The sequence below is a fragment of the Heyndrickxia sp. NPDC080065 genome (assembly GCF_050281185.1).
In the GTDB taxonomy this organism is placed as follows: domain Bacteria; phylum Bacillota; class Bacilli; order Bacillales; family Bacillaceae_C; genus Heyndrickxia.
Genome location: NZ_JBNNWS010000003.1, coordinates 60,449 through 77,514 on the forward strand (window position 1 = coordinate 60,449; position 17,066 = coordinate 77,514).

A 17,066-nucleotide genomic window follows, 5' to 3' on the forward strand; every position below is an offset into this window, starting at 1 on the left:
TGAACCTAAGTTCATCCATTCGTATTTTTTTCAAGGATTTATGGGTATTGAATGCCCTATTACAAGTTTTAAAGAATTTGCTAGATTGATAGGGCGGCAATACCTTCAACATTCTCATGCACCACTTTATTTCAATCCCGTTGACTGTACCCCTTCGACAAGTTTCTTTTGCGCAATGAAAAACAGCACAAGTGGGACAATACTAATTAAGAAGGTGACAGCCATAATTCCATTCGTATCTACATCATGAACACCTTTAAATTGTGCTAAGCCAAGGGTCAATGTATATTTGCTTTGATCATTTAAGAAGATAAGCGGTCCTAAATAATCATTCCAGCTTCCTAAAATATTAAATACCGCGATCAGAACGATAACTGGCCACACTAATGGCAAATAAATCTTATAATAAATTTGGAACGCATTAGCGCCATCCATTCTCGCCGCTTCATCTAACTCTTTCGGAATCGACATAATGAATTGCCGCAATAGGAAAATATAAAAGGCTGATCCGAACCATGATGGTATAATTAATGCCTTCAATGAATTGATCCACCCAAACATATTAAATTCCATATATTGAGGAATCATTGTGACATCCCATGGAATCATCATCGTTGCCAATAATATGATAAATAACACATCTCGTCCTTTAAATTTAAAACGGGCAAACCCGTAAGCAACGAGAGTTGAGGAAACGATCTGGCCAATCGTTGTAAGTGCTGTTACTATCAAGCTATTTACTAAGAACAGATTAAAATCCTGACTAGTCCATGCCTTTAAGAAATTCTCAAAATGCCACTTAGACGGCAATAGCTTCGGTGGAAATTGATAAAGCTCATCTGGTGCTTTAAGCGCTGTTGAAATCATCCAAAAAAACGGAGCAAGAAATAATAGAGACAAGATAATTAGCATTCCATATACAAAGCTTTTCTGTAATCGTTTCTGCACTTTCAATTAGCTGGCACCTCCATTTCTATGCCTTTTCTTCATTTTTCACTTCATTTTCGTAATACACCCACATACTAGATGATTTAAAGACCAGTAATGTTAAGGCCAATACAATAAGGAACATAATCCATGCATTTGCAGAGGAATACCCCATCTTGAAGTATTTAAATGCATTCTCATATACATACATTGCATAAAAATAGGTCGATTGAAGTGGTCCCCCACCCGTTAATACGAGGGCTAATGTCAGTGTTTGGAAAGCACCGATAATTGTCATAATTAAATTAAATAGCATCGTCGGAGATAATAATGGCAAGGTAATTTTGAAAAATTTATAGAATGTTCCTGCACCATCAATTTCTGCTGCTTCATACAATTCATGTGGAATATTTTTCAATCCCGCTAAAAAGATGAGCATCATCGACCCTTGTCCCCATAGACTTGCAATAACCATAGCAACGAGTGCCCAGCTTGTATGATTTAACCAGTCTGGACCTTGAATCCCAATTAAAGAAAGCAAATAGTTCAAGATTCCGTATTCTCCGTCATAAACTGATCCCCAAATCATTGCCAGTGCCACTCCGGAAATAACAGAAGGGACATAGAAGAATGTTCTGAATAAAGAACTTCCTTTTACCTTTTGGTTTAATAAAATGGCAAGTAATAAGGCAAGAATAATATTTAAAGGAACAAAAACAATCGCAAACTTCACAGTGACCCATAAGGATTGCCAAAACAACGGATCATCGGTAAACATGGTGATATAATTGGAAAACCCGACAAATTTCTTTTCGCCTACAATAGGCCAGTCAAAAAAACTAATAACAAATGAAAATAGTAAAGGCCCTAATGTGAATACAACAAAACCGATGATCCATGGTGAAACGAATATGTACGGAGTAAGCTTACTCCATTGTCTTTTCTTTTTAACTTGGATAGATGAATGTGCTGCATTAACACTTAAATCCGCTTTCATAAATACCTCCTCCTGCCATTTTTTCATGCGACTTTCGTACGACTAAGAAAAATGCTTTTCCTAAATGTCCGGATGTTAATACTAAAGATTTTCGATTCGAAAGCTGCAAAGTTTTTTAAAGAGGGTAACCTGAAAGTGGTTGACGCGTTCACCATCAAAATAAGCATTTATTTACCGAAGATTGATGATTGAGTTTGGTATCTACACTTGCCTTTCAGTTCACCCTCTTCACAGCTCTTACTTATCTACATATTTTTCCGATTCTTTTACTGCTTTATCGAACAATGGCTTCGCATCTTGTCCGCGCATCACAGCATTAATAGCAGCCGATAAATTACGGTTCACTTCATTCCAATTTTTGTTTAATAAAAATGCTGGTGTGTTCGTAGCATTTTCTAGCATTGTATAGAATGGCTTATATAATGGATCTTCCATTACTTTCGTTTCTTGAACGATACTTTTTCGGACAGGCAAATCTGCTGTTCTCATCTTAATTGCTTTTTCGGAAGAGTAAAATTTCACAAACTTCCATGCTAAGTCTTTTTGCTTTGAATCCTTGGCAATTGATATAGATGATGATGAGATTAATCCTTTTACTGGTTTTGATCCGAATGAAGGGATCATGGCTGTTCCAAAATCAACTTTTGCATCTTTATAGCCTTGAATTGGCCAAATTCCGCTTATTAGCATCCCAAGCTTGTTCGCTTTGAAAATATCGCTTGCACTTTGTTGATTTTTCCCGCCAGTTAATACTGCGATCCCTTCCTTTACCATGTCCCCATATGTTTGAATCGCTTCAACCGTTTCGGAACTATTCATAACCCCATCTATTTTTGTTCCGTCATCACTGATAAAGCTTCCACCATTACTCCAAACTAAGCCTTGTAAATCATACGTATCAGGCTCAGATGTTACAGAAAATCCATATTGTTTCTTGCTTTTATCTGTTAGCTTTCTTGCAATCTCCTTAAAATCATCCCATGTCCAGCCAGCTTGCGGATAAGGAATCTTATATTGGTCGAAAAGCTTTTTATTGTAATAAACAACCATTGTTGAGAAGCCTGCAGGCATTCCATATAACTTTCCATCAACTTTCGAATAATTAAACAATCCATCATAAAAATCGTCCATTTTAATTTCAGAATCCTTCTGTACATATGTGTCCAGTGGTTCTAGAGATTGATTATAAGTAGAAAAATCCCACATATACATAACATCTGGAGGATTTTTTGCTCCAAATGAAGCTGCGATCTTTTGATCAAATCCATCGCCATATGCCTCGACCTGTACTTTTACATCTTTATTTTCTTTTTCGAATTCCTTAGCGATTTCTTGTTGAACTTTCAAGATGTTCCCAGAATCCCAAGTTGCAAAACGTAAAACCGTTTTTCCATCTTTTTTTCCATCTCCTGAACTGCTTGAGCTACACGCTGACATAACGAGAACGACTACTGCTACTAATAGTGAAAACCAAACCTTCTTCCCCCTCATAGGATCCCTCTTTTCGGTATTTTTGTAACTTAATACATTTACTCTGTTGGTGATTCTTTTTTGCCTAGAAGATAAGCGGACGGCATTTATTAAACTAAACCTTAACTCCGTGCATTGCAGGCATTTCACAAATGATTCTTTAACAGAGAATAAAAATTTAACCGCTTTCATTCTAACTTTTCTGAAAGCGGTTAAACACTTCTATTTGTTTTAAGTTTCGTGTATTTTTTACTCTATTTTTATTTCAATAGTCATTCTGTTCGGATTTTTTCGTCTTTTTGTTGAGTTCGATAATAAGATGGTGGAAAACCCATACATCTTTTAAACCATTTACTAAAATATTTAGCATCTAAAATTCCGATTTGTTCGCTAATCTCTTGTATGTTTAATGTGGATCCCTTTAGTAATTGTTTTGCAAGCTGCAGCCGTTTCTTTTCGATAAATGAATGGATGCTGTCACCTATCGATTTTTTAAATAACGTGCTTAAGTGACTTCTGCTCATTCCAACAGCCTCTGCAATATGTGAAACAGTCATTGGCTTAGATAAGTTTCTTACGATATATTCGACTGCCTGGAGAAGAATTGGCGGATATTGATGTAACCGCTCATCCTGTTGTTGAACGTGATGAAAGGCCATGACAGATTTCATCCAATCCTGCTTTCCAGAAAGTGGTCCAGTATAAATCCAATTCAAATCGGGTTGTCCCACCCTTAATTCTGTTAAATAGGTTAAAAACTTTTGATAAAATGACTCCTCAACAAAGAAAAACATTAAATTTGAACCGAATGATAATGGAACAAAATTGGAGTTTTGTGAATCAATCTCTTTATTTAATGAAGGCAGATTCTGAATAAAAAATGCATAAAACGGTTGTTTCATCCAGCTCCATTCATTATGAAAGAGCTGGTCCAGTCTTTGTTCGAAATCATTTTTATACCCACTTAACCATAGTAAAAAGCTTTCATGAAAGGCTTGAATATCTGTAACGTTTTCCTTCGCTGCTCCAATTATTTCTTTTTGAAAACTGCTTAAAAAATGATCAAGCTCTTCATCATCAAACACTGTTTTTAATAAATAGCCGGAAGCACCTAGCTTTAATCCTTCCTGTGCATATTCAAAATCTTTATGGCAGCTAAGTAAAAGAATTTTCGTATTCATTGAGTGATTTTTTATTTTCCTCGAAAGCTCCAGCCCATTTTCTTCTGGCATAACAATGTCGGTGATCACTACTTCGGGTTGAAAGTTCAAAAATTCCTCCCAGCCCCTTTTTCCGTTCGGTGCCTCCGCGACGACCGTCATTCCGTACTTTTCCCAATTAACTGTTGCCCTTAACCCTCGACGAACGATTGTATCATCATCGACAATTAAAACCTTAATTGCTGTTTGATTCATCATATTGCTCCACCCACCTAACTGGCCAAGATATTGAAATAGTCGTTCCTTGATTAACTACTGAATCAGTCCTGATCAAGTAATCCTTTCCATAATGTATATAAAATTTTTGCTTCACATTATATAACCCAATTCCGCCCCGTACCTTCTCATCAGGCCTAGAAAATAATGCTTCCAGCTTTTCTTGAGACATGCCTTTCCCATTATCCTTTAAATTTAATTGAAAATAGCCGTCTTTCTCCGTGAATTCTAGCTCAATATTTCCTTTACCATCCTCAAATGCATGAAAGAAGATATTTTCGAGCATCGGCTGTAGAGTCATTCTTGGAATCAATCCTGATTCGAGCTTTTGATCCATTTTTATGGAAAAGGTAAAATGGGAACCGTATCTGAGCTCTTGTATCACCAAGAAATGCTTGATCGCTTCTAATTCTTCTTTTATTGAAATCAGCTCAATATTAAAATTTAAATTTCCTTCCAGAACTTTGGTTAAATGCAATAGCATTTTTCCAATCTCTTTATTCCCATCTAATCGAGCCTTCCATTGAATCGTGTTTAATGTATTAAAAAGAAGATGAGGGTTTATTTGATAATGAACCGCTTTCATTTCTGCTTCCCGCTTTATTACTTCCTTCTCTTTTACTTCGTCCATTAATTGTTTTATTTTTTTTACCATCCGATTAAAGTGAAGACCAAGCTTTCCTATTTCATCCTTTGTATCTACTGATAGCTTTGTATCAAATATCCCTTTACTCACTTCGTCAATGGCAAATTTCAAATTCAAAATTCCTTTTGTAAAATGATTTGAAAAGATATACGAAAGCATGAGTGCCAACAAAAAAGCAACCCCAATTCCGATCGAAACCATTTTAAAGATAACTCTAGAAGATTGATAGAATTCATCCCTTGGTACACGTATTTCAAAATCCCAATTATTAATTCGAGTATGTTCCTTCCAAACAATGTCATCTTTTCGATCTGTTTCTTCACTTTTTGTATGATACATCAGCTGACCTACTTCATTTCGAATCGTAATCCTTGAATGGAGGTCCTGCTCTAGCAGTCTCATTAATTCAAATAAATCATCAACATCTGTTTCCATTAAAAGATAGCTATTATTTAATACACCATAAGAATATTTAAGGGGAACGATTAAGCCTAAAACATGTTTAGGGCTATTGCTTTTATAATGATTTGGTTGATAGATACTAATTTCTGAGTTTCCACTCCAAAAGGCTCGTTTCCATATATCCTGTTTTTTAAACAGATTCGTTTTAAACTCATAATCTCCATAGTAATAGCCTGAAGAAGTGATAATAAATATGCCGCGTATTTTTGATTTTTTATGAGCTTGTAAAAGTCTCTCCAAATTATTAGCTTCTTTGAAATCTGAATACGTTTTTGGCTCCTGGTGCTTTAAATTAATGGCTGTACTATCTGCAACATATTGTTGAATAGCCGAAGATGCATAATACATATCTTCTAATATTTGATCGAGCTGTGTTTTAATTTTCTCACCAGCGAAATGGTTATAATTTGATAGCTTCCCATTCACCACTTTCGCAGATTGCACATACGATATAATCCCCAACGTTAACAGTGGAACAAGCGCCACAATTAAAAACATAATAAAAAGCTTCTTCTGTGTACTAAGACTATTCGCAAACATCTATGTCAAATCCCCATCCTTTGTCCCATTTCCACTCTATAAAAACAATACTAGATTCATAGACTTTAGAAAAGTGAAAATATTTTTAAATTGGTGTCTTTGTCGGTGCCATTTGCGGTGCCTGACACCGCTCGTGGACTTTTCGTTGTTTTTTCCATGGAGGGTGGACAGTTAATAGGATTAACATTTTAATCTTGAAGTGAGTGGTTCAAAATGATTGCCATTTTGGATAGGATTTGATGCTTTTTAGAGGTCTATATAATGTTATTAGTAAAGAGGGGATTCGGTGTCAGGCACCGTTCGTGGACAAACGGGGTAATTTTCCACCCCACATGGACACTATCTGAAATGTTTACAAAATTTGTTATATGTGTCCACCAGGGGTGGAAAAAATCATCAAAATTCCACGGAAGGTGTCAGGCACTAGTTATTGCAACCGTTTTTAATGAATTAGTTCTCGAAAGTATTTATTTAAGAAGATTCCTTTTGGGTCGTATTCCTGCCGTTTTTCTTGAAAGTTATTCCATTTTGGGTAGAGTTTTTGGATTTTTTCTTTTGAAAGATTGTTCATTTTTCCCCAGTGCGGACGTCCGTTGTATTTTTCCATGACACCCCATATCCACTCAAAATATGCTTCGTATGGCATGCCTTTATACATATGGAAAGCTAAGAATGCAGAGTCTTGTTGGAAGTTTGGATTTAAGAATCCTGGTTCATCTTTAACGAAACGACATTCTATCGGAAAGTGGACAAAAAAAGGGTTATCTTTTAAACCAGCCAATAATTCTTCCATGCATTCTAAAAAGCGTTCAATAGGAATCGCGATTTCTGATTCGTAAAATTTCACTTTACGCGGTGTAGCAAATAGTTCGTAACTATAGCCGGTTTCAATTCGGTTCGGAATATTCTTCGCGGAAAACTCGCTCACCCATTGAGTTCGTCTCGGGTTACGCTTACAGATTTCAGATAATAAATAAAATGCTTGATTATCAACCACATTTTTACTTATTGTCGATATTGTTTTCTCCCACTTTTTTTGTGGAACTGGAGGTATGGCGTCCATTTGCTTCACCTGAATTAATTTCGTTCCTGGAAACCAAAACCATTCTAAATGACGAAACTGATGAAGATCTTCCTTCCAGCTCGACATACCTTCCTCAATGGTTGCTCGAAAAGTTTTTACTTTTAAACTATATAAGGGAAGAAGCTTTAACGTCACACGAACAAGTATCCCAAATAACCCTAATGAAACATGTAAGCAATTTGCTAATGAATCATCTTGATCAACTCTGCGATGGATATGATACTCCCCCATCCCATCAATCCATTCCCACTCAATCACCTGACTTGATATGGAACCGAGAGTAATTCCTGTACCATGTGTCCCTGTTGAAACTGCTCCTGCAATGGTTTGTTCTTGAATATCTCCCATATTTTCAAGTGCGAGTCCATGCTCTTTTAACAACGGACCGATTTCATATAAATACGTTCCACCCCAAAAAGTTGCCTCCCCACGTTCCTTATCAACGGAATCCATTCCCCTCATTTCATGTAAGCTAATACAAATTTCTTCCGGCAAAGCGATTGGACTAAAGGAGTGGCTTGCCCCAATGATACGAATTCGTTTTCCATCTTTAAAAGCTTTTCCTACAATTGCTTGCAGCTCTTCGACACTCCTCGGTGTAAAAAATTCCTCAAATTGACCTTGCGCCGTTTCTGCCCAATTTGACCAATGTTTCTTCGTTTGCAGTGTTTTTAAAGAAAACATTCCCCTTCACCTCGATAGGTTCGAAATTTTGCTTCAAGTTTATCACCACGACAAGCATATAAATCTTGAAAGCGCTCACATAATTCTCCAGCCTTCGCATGGCGAAAATAAATAGTAGCCCCAATGTTCGGTACACTTCCTTTTGCTTTTAGTGGAGTTTGAACCTCCCCTGGACCTTCATTTGCAAGATAAGATAATCCTTCTGGAAAATAGGGAACTGGAAACTTATCGATACTTTTGGAACCAGATGCCGTATACCCTCCACCATGACAGACAACAATATTTCTTTCTGGTTTTCTCGTTACTCGTAGTCCAAAGCCAGCAGCAGGCTGTAAAGGTAATGAGAGATGTTGATCAAATAAACCTGGAAAAAAGAAAGCAGATCCAACGGTTATTTCAGTGACTTCCTCTTGTTCCGCAGTCCATAATAGACTGCCAGAACCTCCTCCATTCACAAATTCTAGATTACCAAAATATTGTTCTGTTATTTCAACCGCTTTTTTCCTCCATTTAGAAATGTCTTTCGCTGATGCTTTTTTTAAGGATGGCATAAGACTTCTTTTCCATTTCTCCAAGGGTCTGTCCCCAACACCGGCAATTTGGGCTTCATATCCCATGAGGCCTACAACTTTCGTTTTCTTATATGTCATCCCTTCGTTTATTAATTTTACCACTGCACCTTCATTCACTAATGGTGAACGCTTCGTCCCAAAGTATAAAAAAGGAAATGAAGAGGATACATTAATATCGAGACAGATTGAAAAGAACGTATCATGTTGTTCCCCCATTTGATGAAGCCATTTCCATGTTTCGATCGAGTCTACCATCCAAACAACTTCTTTTCCTTCACGAATATAAGGAACTAATTGATCGACTTCGTCCTTTTCCAAAATTGGATACCCAATTAAACAGTGATCGAAGCCATTTTTCAATAAAAATATGGTCTCTTTTGCCGAAAATGTCATCCATCCAGTGAAGCTTTGAAAATGATTCGCAATATACTTTAGCACTTCTATTGAACGAATCGATTTTGTCGCAATTCTAAGCTTCTTTTGTTGCAAATGCTTTTGCACAAATGAGATATTCAAATCTAAATAATCCATATCTAAAAATGCAAAAGGTCTTGGGATATCGATAAAAACCTCCTCATACTGTTCATATAGGGACATTGTTTCACCTCCATTGACCAATAATTTCTCTATTATTCTAAAAACTCCTTCTATAAATATATGTAATAAATCATGGGGTTACTTCTGGCTTTTTGAAAAAAGATGTACTAATTCCTCGTTATTTTCCTAATATCAATCCTAAGATTATTTTTTCAAATGCTTCTCACTATTTATCTACGGAATTTCAAACTTTTTCTACGACATTTTTAAATATATCTACAGAATTTAGGTAAATATCAACTTTAATGATAATATTTCTTCTGTAAAAAAAATTCTACAATAAAAACGGTAATTCGGTAATAAAAACAATTTTTCAAACGTAAAAGAGATATATCTTCCTTAAACTAATAAAATTTACAGTAAAAGCTATGAAGACATTTTTACCCACAAGTATTAAATAAACAAAGCATCAGACCAATAGCCTGATGCTTTGTTTTATTCGTTCGTTTCATACGTATCTTCTTCTGTTTTTCTCCACAATTTCCCCGGCCAAAAAGCATAACGACCAAGGACTGTTGTAATGGCAGGAACTAATAATGGACGAACAACAAATGTATCAAGTAATACACCTATTGCTGTAATAATACCGAATTGGAGTAGTACTTGTATTGGAAGTGTTGCTAAAACAGCAAATGTCCCTGCTAAAATAAGGCCAGCTGATGTAATCACACTGCTTGTTTCACTTACCCCTTTTGCAATTGCTTGTCGATGTGACTGAGATCGACGATTTTTCCATATACTCGAAATCATGAAAATGTTATAGTCTTCCCCTAATGCGACTAAGAAAACAAAGGCATATAAAGGGATCAATCCTTGGATGGCAGGAATTCCTATCCCATAATGAATAAGAAGCCATCCTGCACCCAAAGCAGATACATAAGAAAACAACACCGTTAATATTAGATATACCATGGCCACGATTGAACGTAAATACATGAGAAGCAGTGCCGCAATAATAACAATAACGACCGGAACAATTACCTTCATATCACGTGCAGTGGTTGCCTGGGTATCATATAATGATGACGTTTCACCACCAATCCAGTAATGTTTCTCTGGAGTAACACCAGCTTCCTTTAAAGATTGAGATACTTGTTTTTTGATTATTGGAATCACTTTAACAGCTTCAGTATCGTATGGATTAATCTTCAAATTTACATCGTAAGATAAATACTCCTCATTTATTTTTCCTTTTGTTGGATTGGAAATCGTATCTACAACAGAAAGTTTAGCCAATCGATCCTTTAATTCTACATTTTTCCCTTCTGTATCAACAATCACCCGAACTGGTGCAAGCTCACCTGGTGAAAAATGTTGATTCATTAAATCAAAGCCTTCTCGTGAAGTCATATCTTTTGGGAATGATTCTAATAGGTTTTGGGTGTATTGAATCCTAGGGGCAAAAGAAGCCAAGATTCCTAGAATTACTACACTTAATAAAATCACTGTCCACGGCTTTCTGGTTACCCATTTCCCAAGATTTCCACTTAATCTACTATGTGCTTTCGATCTTCTAATTTTCTTTCCCTTTTTCGTTTCCAATTCACGAATCATTTTCTCTGTTCGTGGAATAAATGGATAAAATGATACCCTTCCAAATATAGAAAGTAACGCCGGAAGCAAGGTTAAAGCAGCAATTCCCATAATAAGAATGGCCAAACTAAAAGGAACAGCAAACCGATGATAGGATCCAAATTGTGCAAGTAACAATGTACATAAACTTAGTACGACAGTAATCGCACTAACTAAGATCGCACCACCTGAATGTCTTATTGCCAGCTGAAGTGCTTTATATTTATTTGCCTCCTCAAGTAAGCATTCCCTGTATTTCGATACTAAAAATAAGCAATAATCGGTTCCCGCGCCAAATAGTAACACAGTCATAATTGAGACCGCCTGTGAATCAACAACTATGATTCCCTTCTCTGCTAAAAATCCAAGAATAGGACTGGTCGCACCGTAAGCAAAACCAACACCAATAATCGGTACAATCGCAAGAATAGGCGAACGATAAAGAAGGATGAGTAAAATTAGCACTAGTAAAATAGTAGCAATTAATAATGTTTTATCTGCTTGCCCAAATAATGCCGATGCATCTGTTGAAATTCCGACAGGTCCGGTAAACCGTACATGTAAGCCGTTTTCATTAAGTTTCTTATTATAAATAGATGGCGAATCTAATTTTGCTAATTGTTTTTTTAATACTTTCAAATCTGCTTTCAACTCATCAGTAGTTGCGTCCTTCTTCATAAATATTGGTGTCACAAGGGATGTACCATCCTCTGAAGCTGAAGAGGTGAGTGCTTGTGGAGGCACTTTCCCAAGCGGTGGAATAAAATTTTGTGAGGATAGCGGATGCTTATCTAATTGGTCATATAAATTGGCAATTAGTTCGTAATCCTTGTTATCCAAACCTTCGTCACGATACCATGCTAACAATAGAGGTGTGCCTGTTTCATTTGGGAACTGTTTTTTAATTACCTTCTCTGCCTGAACAGACATTTTATGATCGGGTAAATTCGCTGCACCATTATTCGTCACTTTTTGGACATTTGGAAACAGCGAGGAGAGGGCGCCAACTAAAAATACCCAAACGATTAATGTTACCCACCTCCCTTTTTTGCTAGAACTAGCTTCAACAAATTTTATTAGAAGACTTCTCATATCCTATTCTCCCTTCTATTTATTAATAATGGAATGTATGCTATAAATAATTATATATACTGGTTAGTTAATTATCAAAGAATCTTTTCTTAAATTTTTTGCTTTAGAATCAAATTTTTAATAATATGTCATCAAAACATTTTTTTATAAATGATGCCCCGAAACCAAGCCGTAGGAGGCATATATTTTTTTAGTGTAAGGAACATTCTTTTGAAAAACAGCTTTATTAAAGAAAGCAAGGAGACTGGTCAAATGACAAAGAAAAAGTCTGGTCGGCCACTAGGAAGACCGAAAGTAAATAGTTCTGATATTCCGCGAAATGAATTAATATTACAAACAGCTGCACGGTTATTTATTGAAAATGGTTTTCAAAAAGTTTCAATCGATGATGTAGCAAAAGATGCCAATGTAACGAAAGCAACCGTATATTATTATTTCGAATCAAAGGCAGAGCTTTATAAAGAATCCATTATATCCTTAATGACTCGAATAAATAAAACAATTGATAATTTCATGAGTACAAACAAATCGTTATATAATCGTTTGTTTGATGTCACAATCGCCCATTTACAAGCAACTGCTACACTCGATCTAGAAAGTTTTATGAGAGAAATGAAAACCGAATTATCAGATGAACAGATTCAAGAGATGAAAATCGCTGAGGAAAACATGTACAAAAGTATTGAACAAGCGCTTCTTACAGCAATAGACACTGGGGAAATCCCAAAGATTAATATTAAATTTGCTACTCAATCCTACCTTGCCCTTATCAAAGTAGGGAACTATAAATTACCAAATGGCACCCCCATTTTCCAAACCACTCAAGAATCAGCAGAAAACATACTCAATGTGTTCTGGAAAGGCTTTATCGATACCAATATCGGTGCCTGACACCGCTTATGGACAAACGGGGTATTTTTCCACCCCATATTGACAAATTGGATTAAATTCCCTTTACCTACTAGATATTTTTTTCTTTGGGGATGAATATGCGACTGTTCTCAGTTGGTCTGGGAACCGTAATAGAAACCCTTATTAAATATGCTAATGGAAATTTATGCTTGCAGTAATCTTCTAGTTTGTGTTTTAGTTAGATTATTAGTAGAAGTTTTTTAGGGATGGTGAGGAAAATGAGTTGGACACAAGTGTTAATTGTGATTATTTTTGTATTAATGGTAGCCATTTTTCTGGTACCACTTGGATTTTATTTTTGGATATCCTTTCGGGATGCGCGTCAGAAAGAGCATGCAGTTTTAAGAAATTATCCAGTACTGGGACGTGTTCGATACATAGTTGAAAAAATCGGTCCTGAGTTAAGACAATATTTATTTTTGAATAATGATGAAGGAAAACCCTTTTCTAGGAATCAGTATGAGGGCGTTGTTAAATCTGGAAAGTATAAACAGAGAATTACTTCCTTTGGTTCTCAACGAAATTTTGAAGAAACAGGCTTTTATATTAAAAATGCGATGTTTCCAAAGCAAAGAGAAGAATTACGGATTGATCAGCATCCTAAAGTTTCCACAGAGCTTTACAAAATTGATAATGAAAAGCTCATGAGTCGGAAAGAGCACTCCGAAAAGGCAGAGGTGGATCCATATTATTTATCTAGCCAAGATCAAATCATCATTGGTGAGTCCGGGTGTAAAAAACCATTTTATGTAAAAGGCCTTATTGGGCAATCGGCCATGAGCTACGGATCACTTGGACAAAATGCCATCACTGCACTTTCAAAAGGTCTTGCATTAGCTGGAGGAACATGGATGAATACAGGTGAGGGAGGACTTTCCTCACATCACCTCAAGGGAAATGTGGATATCATTGCCCAAATTGGTCCTGGTTTGTTCGGCTTTCGAACAGAGGATGGCGAATTTTCGTGGGAACGATTTAAGGAGAAAAGTGAAATTGATCAAGTTAAAGCGTTCGAATTAAAGCTTGCACAAGGAGCGAAAATTCGTGGCGGGCATGTGGAGGCAGAAAAAGTCACTCCTGAAATCGCTGAAATTAGAAGTGTACCGGCTTGGACGACAATTGACAGTCCAAACCGTTTCCGCCAATTTCATGATACAAAGGGCATGCTAGATTTTATTACCCAATTAAGAGATGTCGGTGGAAAGCCGGTTGGAATGAAAATTGTTGTCGGAAGTCGTGATGAAGTAGAAGAAATGATTAAAACGATGGCAGAGGAAGGAAAAGTCCCTGATTTTATCACTGTTGACGGCGGTGAAGGAGGAACAGGTGCAACCTATCAAGAACTAGCAGATGGTCCAGGTTTACCGCTTTACACAGCCCTTCCAATTGTTCATGAAATGCTAAAAAAATATCAAATTCGGGATCGTGTAAAAATAATCGCTTCCGGAAAACTCATCACTCCGGACAAAATGGCCTATGCGCTTTGCCTAGGAGCAGACTTAATTAACACAGCACGTGCCTTTATGATCTCTGTTGGCTGTATTATGGCGCAAACTTGCCACTCGAATACATGCCCGGTCGGTGTGGCCACAACTGACCCAAATCGGGAAAAAGCATTAGTCGTGGAAGAGAAAATGTACCGAGTTTGCAACTACGTCATTTCTACAAGAGAAGGATTATTCAACTTAGCGGGTGCGGCAGGATTAGCATCCCCTACTGAATTCAATGAAAAGCATCTAATGTTTAGAGCGATGAACGGGCAGTTGTATTCCGGAACGGAGTACATGCAAGGATTAATCAGCCCATCGATGGATAAGATGGCACTATAAAAGTGGTGCTTACAATGGTTCTTTTCTAAACTTTATTTTTAACAAAGGACGCGAACAAAAATCGCGTCCTTTTGTTGTTTCTATGCTTTTATAATATACCTATCCGACTACTTCCTCTCTAAAACTCTCCTCCAGAACACTTGAATTTAATTGGCTGCCAATAAATATAAGGCAAGGAGACATGATTGATTCACGTTTTATTGGGGTAAGTTGTATTTGTTTCGAAGAAAACTGAAAGTGACACCAATCCTCTCCACTTTTATTCGTACGAATGATTCCTTTTCCCCTTACAATTGTTTCTGGTAGTGTATTCAGCCATTTCTCAAATTTTCTTAAATTGATCGCTGGTACATTTTCTATTTTCATCACTTGAAAAGAGTGATGGTGGTGATGTTTATGATGTCCTTTATCATGAGTATGATGACTTGTGGCAGAAATGGTGACAGATTCTACTCTTTTTTTCAATAATAGATCGGCCTCTATTTTTCCGAAAGTCGTTTCAATTATAAGAGGATCGTGCTTTAATTGGGAGTCTAGCTTTTTCCGTATTTTCGTTATCGTCTTTTGATTCACTAAATCCATTTTATTTAAAACAACTAGAGTACTGTTCACAAGCTGTTCAGAAAGTAATTCACGGATTTCCTTTGAACTGGCAAAGATGCTTCCATATTCAAGGAATCTACTAGAATCGATGACACTAATGATTGAAAACACTTCAAAATGATCGATTAGGTGGATATCTGTTAATGCTTCGACAATTTCTTTTGGATTGGCAATGCCTGTCCCTTCTATTAATAAAACATCTACTTGATTTTCACTTTTTAAAAATTGCTGCAAACCACTAATTAAATCATCTTTAATGGAACAGCAAATGCAGCCATCTAATAATTCAACGACTTTTTCATTTTGAAAATAGTGTTCCTCCACATTAATGCTCCCTATTTCATTTAAAACGATTCCCGGCTTTATTTGTCTTTGTTTAAATTCCTCGAGCATCTTTAATAGAATCGTTGTTTTCCCACTACCAAGAAATCCAGTCAAAATGTATACAGGGATTTTTTTCGTTTTCATTCTATTGATTCCTCCATAAAAAAAGTGTTAATAAAGTATATTCCTAAATCGGAATGATTATGATTAACAATTTTAGTATAAATATCCTTGTACTAAAAATGTGGACTCTAGCATAAGTTACAAATAGGAATAATTCCGTTTTAAGAAATTACTAGGAGGATTAAAATGATATTTTCAAAAATAAGAGGGATGAAAGAAACGTTTGTTGTGTTGCTTTTTCTTATATTTATCTATTTATTTCTGTTTTCTGAGAATATTAAAGATCTTTTTACAAAGTATATTCCGAATGATTTTTTTAATGTCAATACGATTTTTCTAAGCATTGTACTAGAGGCGATTCCCTTTATTTTAATTGGAGTGTTTGCTTCAGCATTGATCCAATCCTTTGTATCAGAAAAAACAATTCAAAAAATATTGCCTAGGCATGCTTTTCTAGCCATGATTCCTGCCTCCCTTCTAGGGGTTATTTTTCCAATTTGTGAATGTGCAATTATTCCGATTGCACGCAGATTAATAAAAAAAGGATTGCCACAGCATGTAGGGATTGTGTTTATGCTGACTGTTCCCATTTTAAATCCAGTCGTCTTTTTATCAACGTATTATGCTTTTCAAAATGATCATGTCATTTTATATGTAAGGATGGGACTTGCCTTTGTAGTGGCAATCATCGTCGGCTCTATGATTTACTTGCTTTTTCATAATAAAAACATTTTAAAGCATGCTCTCCCATTTGAACAAAATCATTTTTCTACTGTACGAAAAAATAGATTAGGAGAAGTTTTTAAGCATGCAAGTGATGAATTTTTTGATACAGGGAAATTTCTCATCATTGGCGCTTTGTGTGCAAGCTTTTTCCAAACATTTTTAGACCGAAGTCTCTTAGTTTCGATTGGAACTAATGAGACTGCAGCGCCTGCAGTGATGATGGGGTTTTCATATGTGTTATCCCTTTGCTCTGAAGCGGATGCCTTCGTAGCTTCTTCTTTTCATAATACATTTACAATGGGCTCTTTGATTGCCTTTCTTGTCATGGGTCCGATGCTTGATATTAAAAACACGATTATGCTATTTGCTTATTTTCGAATGAAATTTGTCATTAGTTTAATGGTGATTACGATCGTGACTATATATGGATTATCAAGATTAGTAGATATACTATTGTGAGGAGTGAGAAT

The 17,066-nt window shown here is 36.2% G+C and carries 12 protein-coding genes; 3 read left to right on the forward strand and 9 right to left on the reverse strand.

Annotated features, from left to right (window positions below; translation table 11 throughout):
* Positions 1-126: 126 nt before the first annotated feature.
* The 8 genes from ACQKP0_RS03975 to ACQKP0_RS04010 form a co-directional block, all read right to left on the reverse strand.
* The gene (locus ACQKP0_RS03975) at positions 127-912 is read right to left on the reverse strand and encodes a carbohydrate ABC transporter permease (RefSeq protein ID WP_427404725.1); all 786 of its coding nucleotides are present in this window, start codon (positions 910-912) and stop codon (positions 127-129) included.
* Between the two features lie 61 nt (positions 913-973).
* Positions 974-1,924, reverse strand: a complete 951-nt coding sequence (locus tag ACQKP0_RS03980) for a carbohydrate ABC transporter permease (protein WP_427404517.1) — start codon at positions 1,922-1,924, stop codon at positions 974-976.
* A gap of 237 nt (positions 1,925-2,161) precedes the next feature.
* The gene (locus tag ACQKP0_RS03985; RefSeq protein WP_427404518.1) at positions 2,162-3,415 is read right to left on the reverse strand and encodes an ABC transporter substrate-binding protein; all 1,254 of its coding nucleotides are present in this window, start codon (positions 3,413-3,415) and stop codon (positions 2,162-2,164) included.
* Between the two features lie 251 nt (positions 3,416-3,666).
* Complete coding sequence (locus ACQKP0_RS03990; protein ID WP_427404519.1) at positions 3,667-4,809, reverse strand: response regulator transcription factor; 1,143 nt, start codon at positions 4,807-4,809, stop codon at positions 3,667-3,669.
* Entirely contained in the window at positions 4,790-6,478 is a 1,689-nt protein-coding gene (locus tag ACQKP0_RS03995) for a sensor histidine kinase (protein WP_427404520.1), read from the reverse strand. Before ACQKP0_RS03995 ends, ACQKP0_RS03990 begins: the two co-directional genes overlap by 20 nt.
* A 442-nt stretch (positions 6,479-6,920) precedes the next feature.
* The gene (locus tag ACQKP0_RS04000) at positions 6,921-8,246 is read right to left on the reverse strand and encodes a D-arabinono-1,4-lactone oxidase (protein ID WP_427404521.1); all 1,326 of its coding nucleotides are present in this window, start codon (positions 8,244-8,246) and stop codon (positions 6,921-6,923) included.
* Complete coding sequence (locus tag ACQKP0_RS04005; RefSeq protein ID WP_427404522.1) at positions 8,234-9,415, reverse strand: amino acid deaminase/aldolase; 1,182 nt, start codon at positions 9,413-9,415, stop codon at positions 8,234-8,236. The genes ACQKP0_RS04000 and ACQKP0_RS04005 overlap by 13 nt, the downstream gene beginning before the upstream one ends.
* 435 nt (positions 9,416-9,850) lie before the next feature.
* Entirely contained in the window at positions 9,851-12,079 is a 2,229-nt protein-coding gene (locus tag ACQKP0_RS04010; protein WP_427404523.1) for an MMPL family transporter, read from the reverse strand.
* A gap of 252 nt (positions 12,080-12,331) precedes the next feature.
* Between ACQKP0_RS04010 and ACQKP0_RS04015 the strand changes: the two genes are divergently transcribed.
* Both ACQKP0_RS04015 and ACQKP0_RS04020 read left to right on the forward strand, forming a co-directional pair.
* The gene (locus ACQKP0_RS04015; protein ID WP_427404524.1) at positions 12,332-12,970 is read left to right on the forward strand and encodes a TetR/AcrR family transcriptional regulator; all 639 of its coding nucleotides are present in this window, start codon (positions 12,332-12,334) and stop codon (positions 12,968-12,970) included.
* A 239-nt stretch (positions 12,971-13,209) separates the two neighbouring features.
* Positions 13,210-14,820: an FMN-binding glutamate synthase family protein gene (locus ACQKP0_RS04020; RefSeq protein ID WP_427404525.1), complete on the forward strand. Its 1,611-nt coding sequence runs from the start codon at positions 13,210-13,212 to the stop codon at positions 14,818-14,820.
* A gap of 99 nt (positions 14,821-14,919) precedes the next feature.
* On the opposite strand, the gene ACQKP0_RS04025 is transcribed toward ACQKP0_RS04020, so the two are convergent.
* Positions 14,920-15,891 (reverse strand): CobW family GTP-binding protein, encoded by a 972-nt coding sequence (locus tag ACQKP0_RS04025; RefSeq protein WP_427404526.1) that lies wholly within the window; start codon positions 15,889-15,891, stop codon positions 14,920-14,922.
* A 165-nt stretch (positions 15,892-16,056) separates the two neighbouring features.
* On the opposite strand from ACQKP0_RS04025, the gene ACQKP0_RS04030 reads away from it, so the two are divergent.
* Positions 16,057-17,055 carry a permease gene (locus ACQKP0_RS04030; protein ID WP_427404527.1) on the forward strand — a complete coding sequence of 333 codons (999 nt, stop codon included), beginning with the start codon at positions 16,057-16,059 and terminating at the stop codon, positions 17,053-17,055.
* The last annotated feature ends 11 nt before the right edge of the window (positions 17,056-17,066 follow it).

Bases quoted from the DNA above. Each gene is read 5' to 3' on its own strand.
- ACQKP0_RS03995 (WP_427404520.1), bottom strand. From the start codon at position 6,478: ATGTTTGCGAATAGTCTTAGTACACAGAAGAAGCTTTTTATTATGTTT.
- ACQKP0_RS04025 (WP_427404526.1), bottom strand. From the start codon at position 15,891: ATGAAAACGAAAAAAATCCCTGTATACATTTTGACTGGATTTCTTGGT.
- ACQKP0_RS04000 (WP_427404521.1), bottom strand. From the start codon at position 8,246: ATGTTTTCTTTAAAAACACTGCAAACGAAGAAACATTGGTCAAATTGG.
- ACQKP0_RS04010 (WP_427404523.1), bottom strand. From the start codon at position 12,079: ATGAGAAGTCTTCTAATAAAATTTGTTGAAGCTAGTTCTAGCAAAAAA.
- ACQKP0_RS04030 (WP_427404527.1), top strand. From the start codon at position 16,057: ATGATATTTTCAAAAATAAGAGGGATGAAAGAAACGTTTGTTGTGTTG.
- ACQKP0_RS03975 (WP_427404725.1), bottom strand. From the start codon at position 912: ATGCTAATTATCTTGTCTCTATTATTTCTTGCTCCGTTTTTTTGGATG.
- ACQKP0_RS03990 (WP_427404519.1), bottom strand. From the start codon at position 4,809: ATGAATCAAACAGCAATTAAGGTTTTAATTGTCGATGATGATACAATC.
- ACQKP0_RS03985 (WP_427404518.1), bottom strand. From the start codon at position 3,415: ATGAGGGGGAAGAAGGTTTGGTTTTCACTATTAGTAGCAGTAGTCGTT.
- ACQKP0_RS04015 (WP_427404524.1), top strand. From the start codon at position 12,332: ATGACAAAGAAAAAGTCTGGTCGGCCACTAGGAAGACCGAAAGTAAAT.
- ACQKP0_RS04020 (WP_427404525.1), top strand. From the start codon at position 13,210: ATGAGTTGGACACAAGTGTTAATTGTGATTATTTTTGTATTAATGGTA.
- ACQKP0_RS04005 (WP_427404522.1), bottom strand. From the start codon at position 9,415: ATGTCCCTATATGAACAGTATGAGGAGGTTTTTATCGATATCCCAAGA.
- ACQKP0_RS03980 (WP_427404517.1), bottom strand. From the start codon at position 1,924: ATGAAAGCGGATTTAAGTGTTAATGCAGCACATTCATCTATCCAAGTT.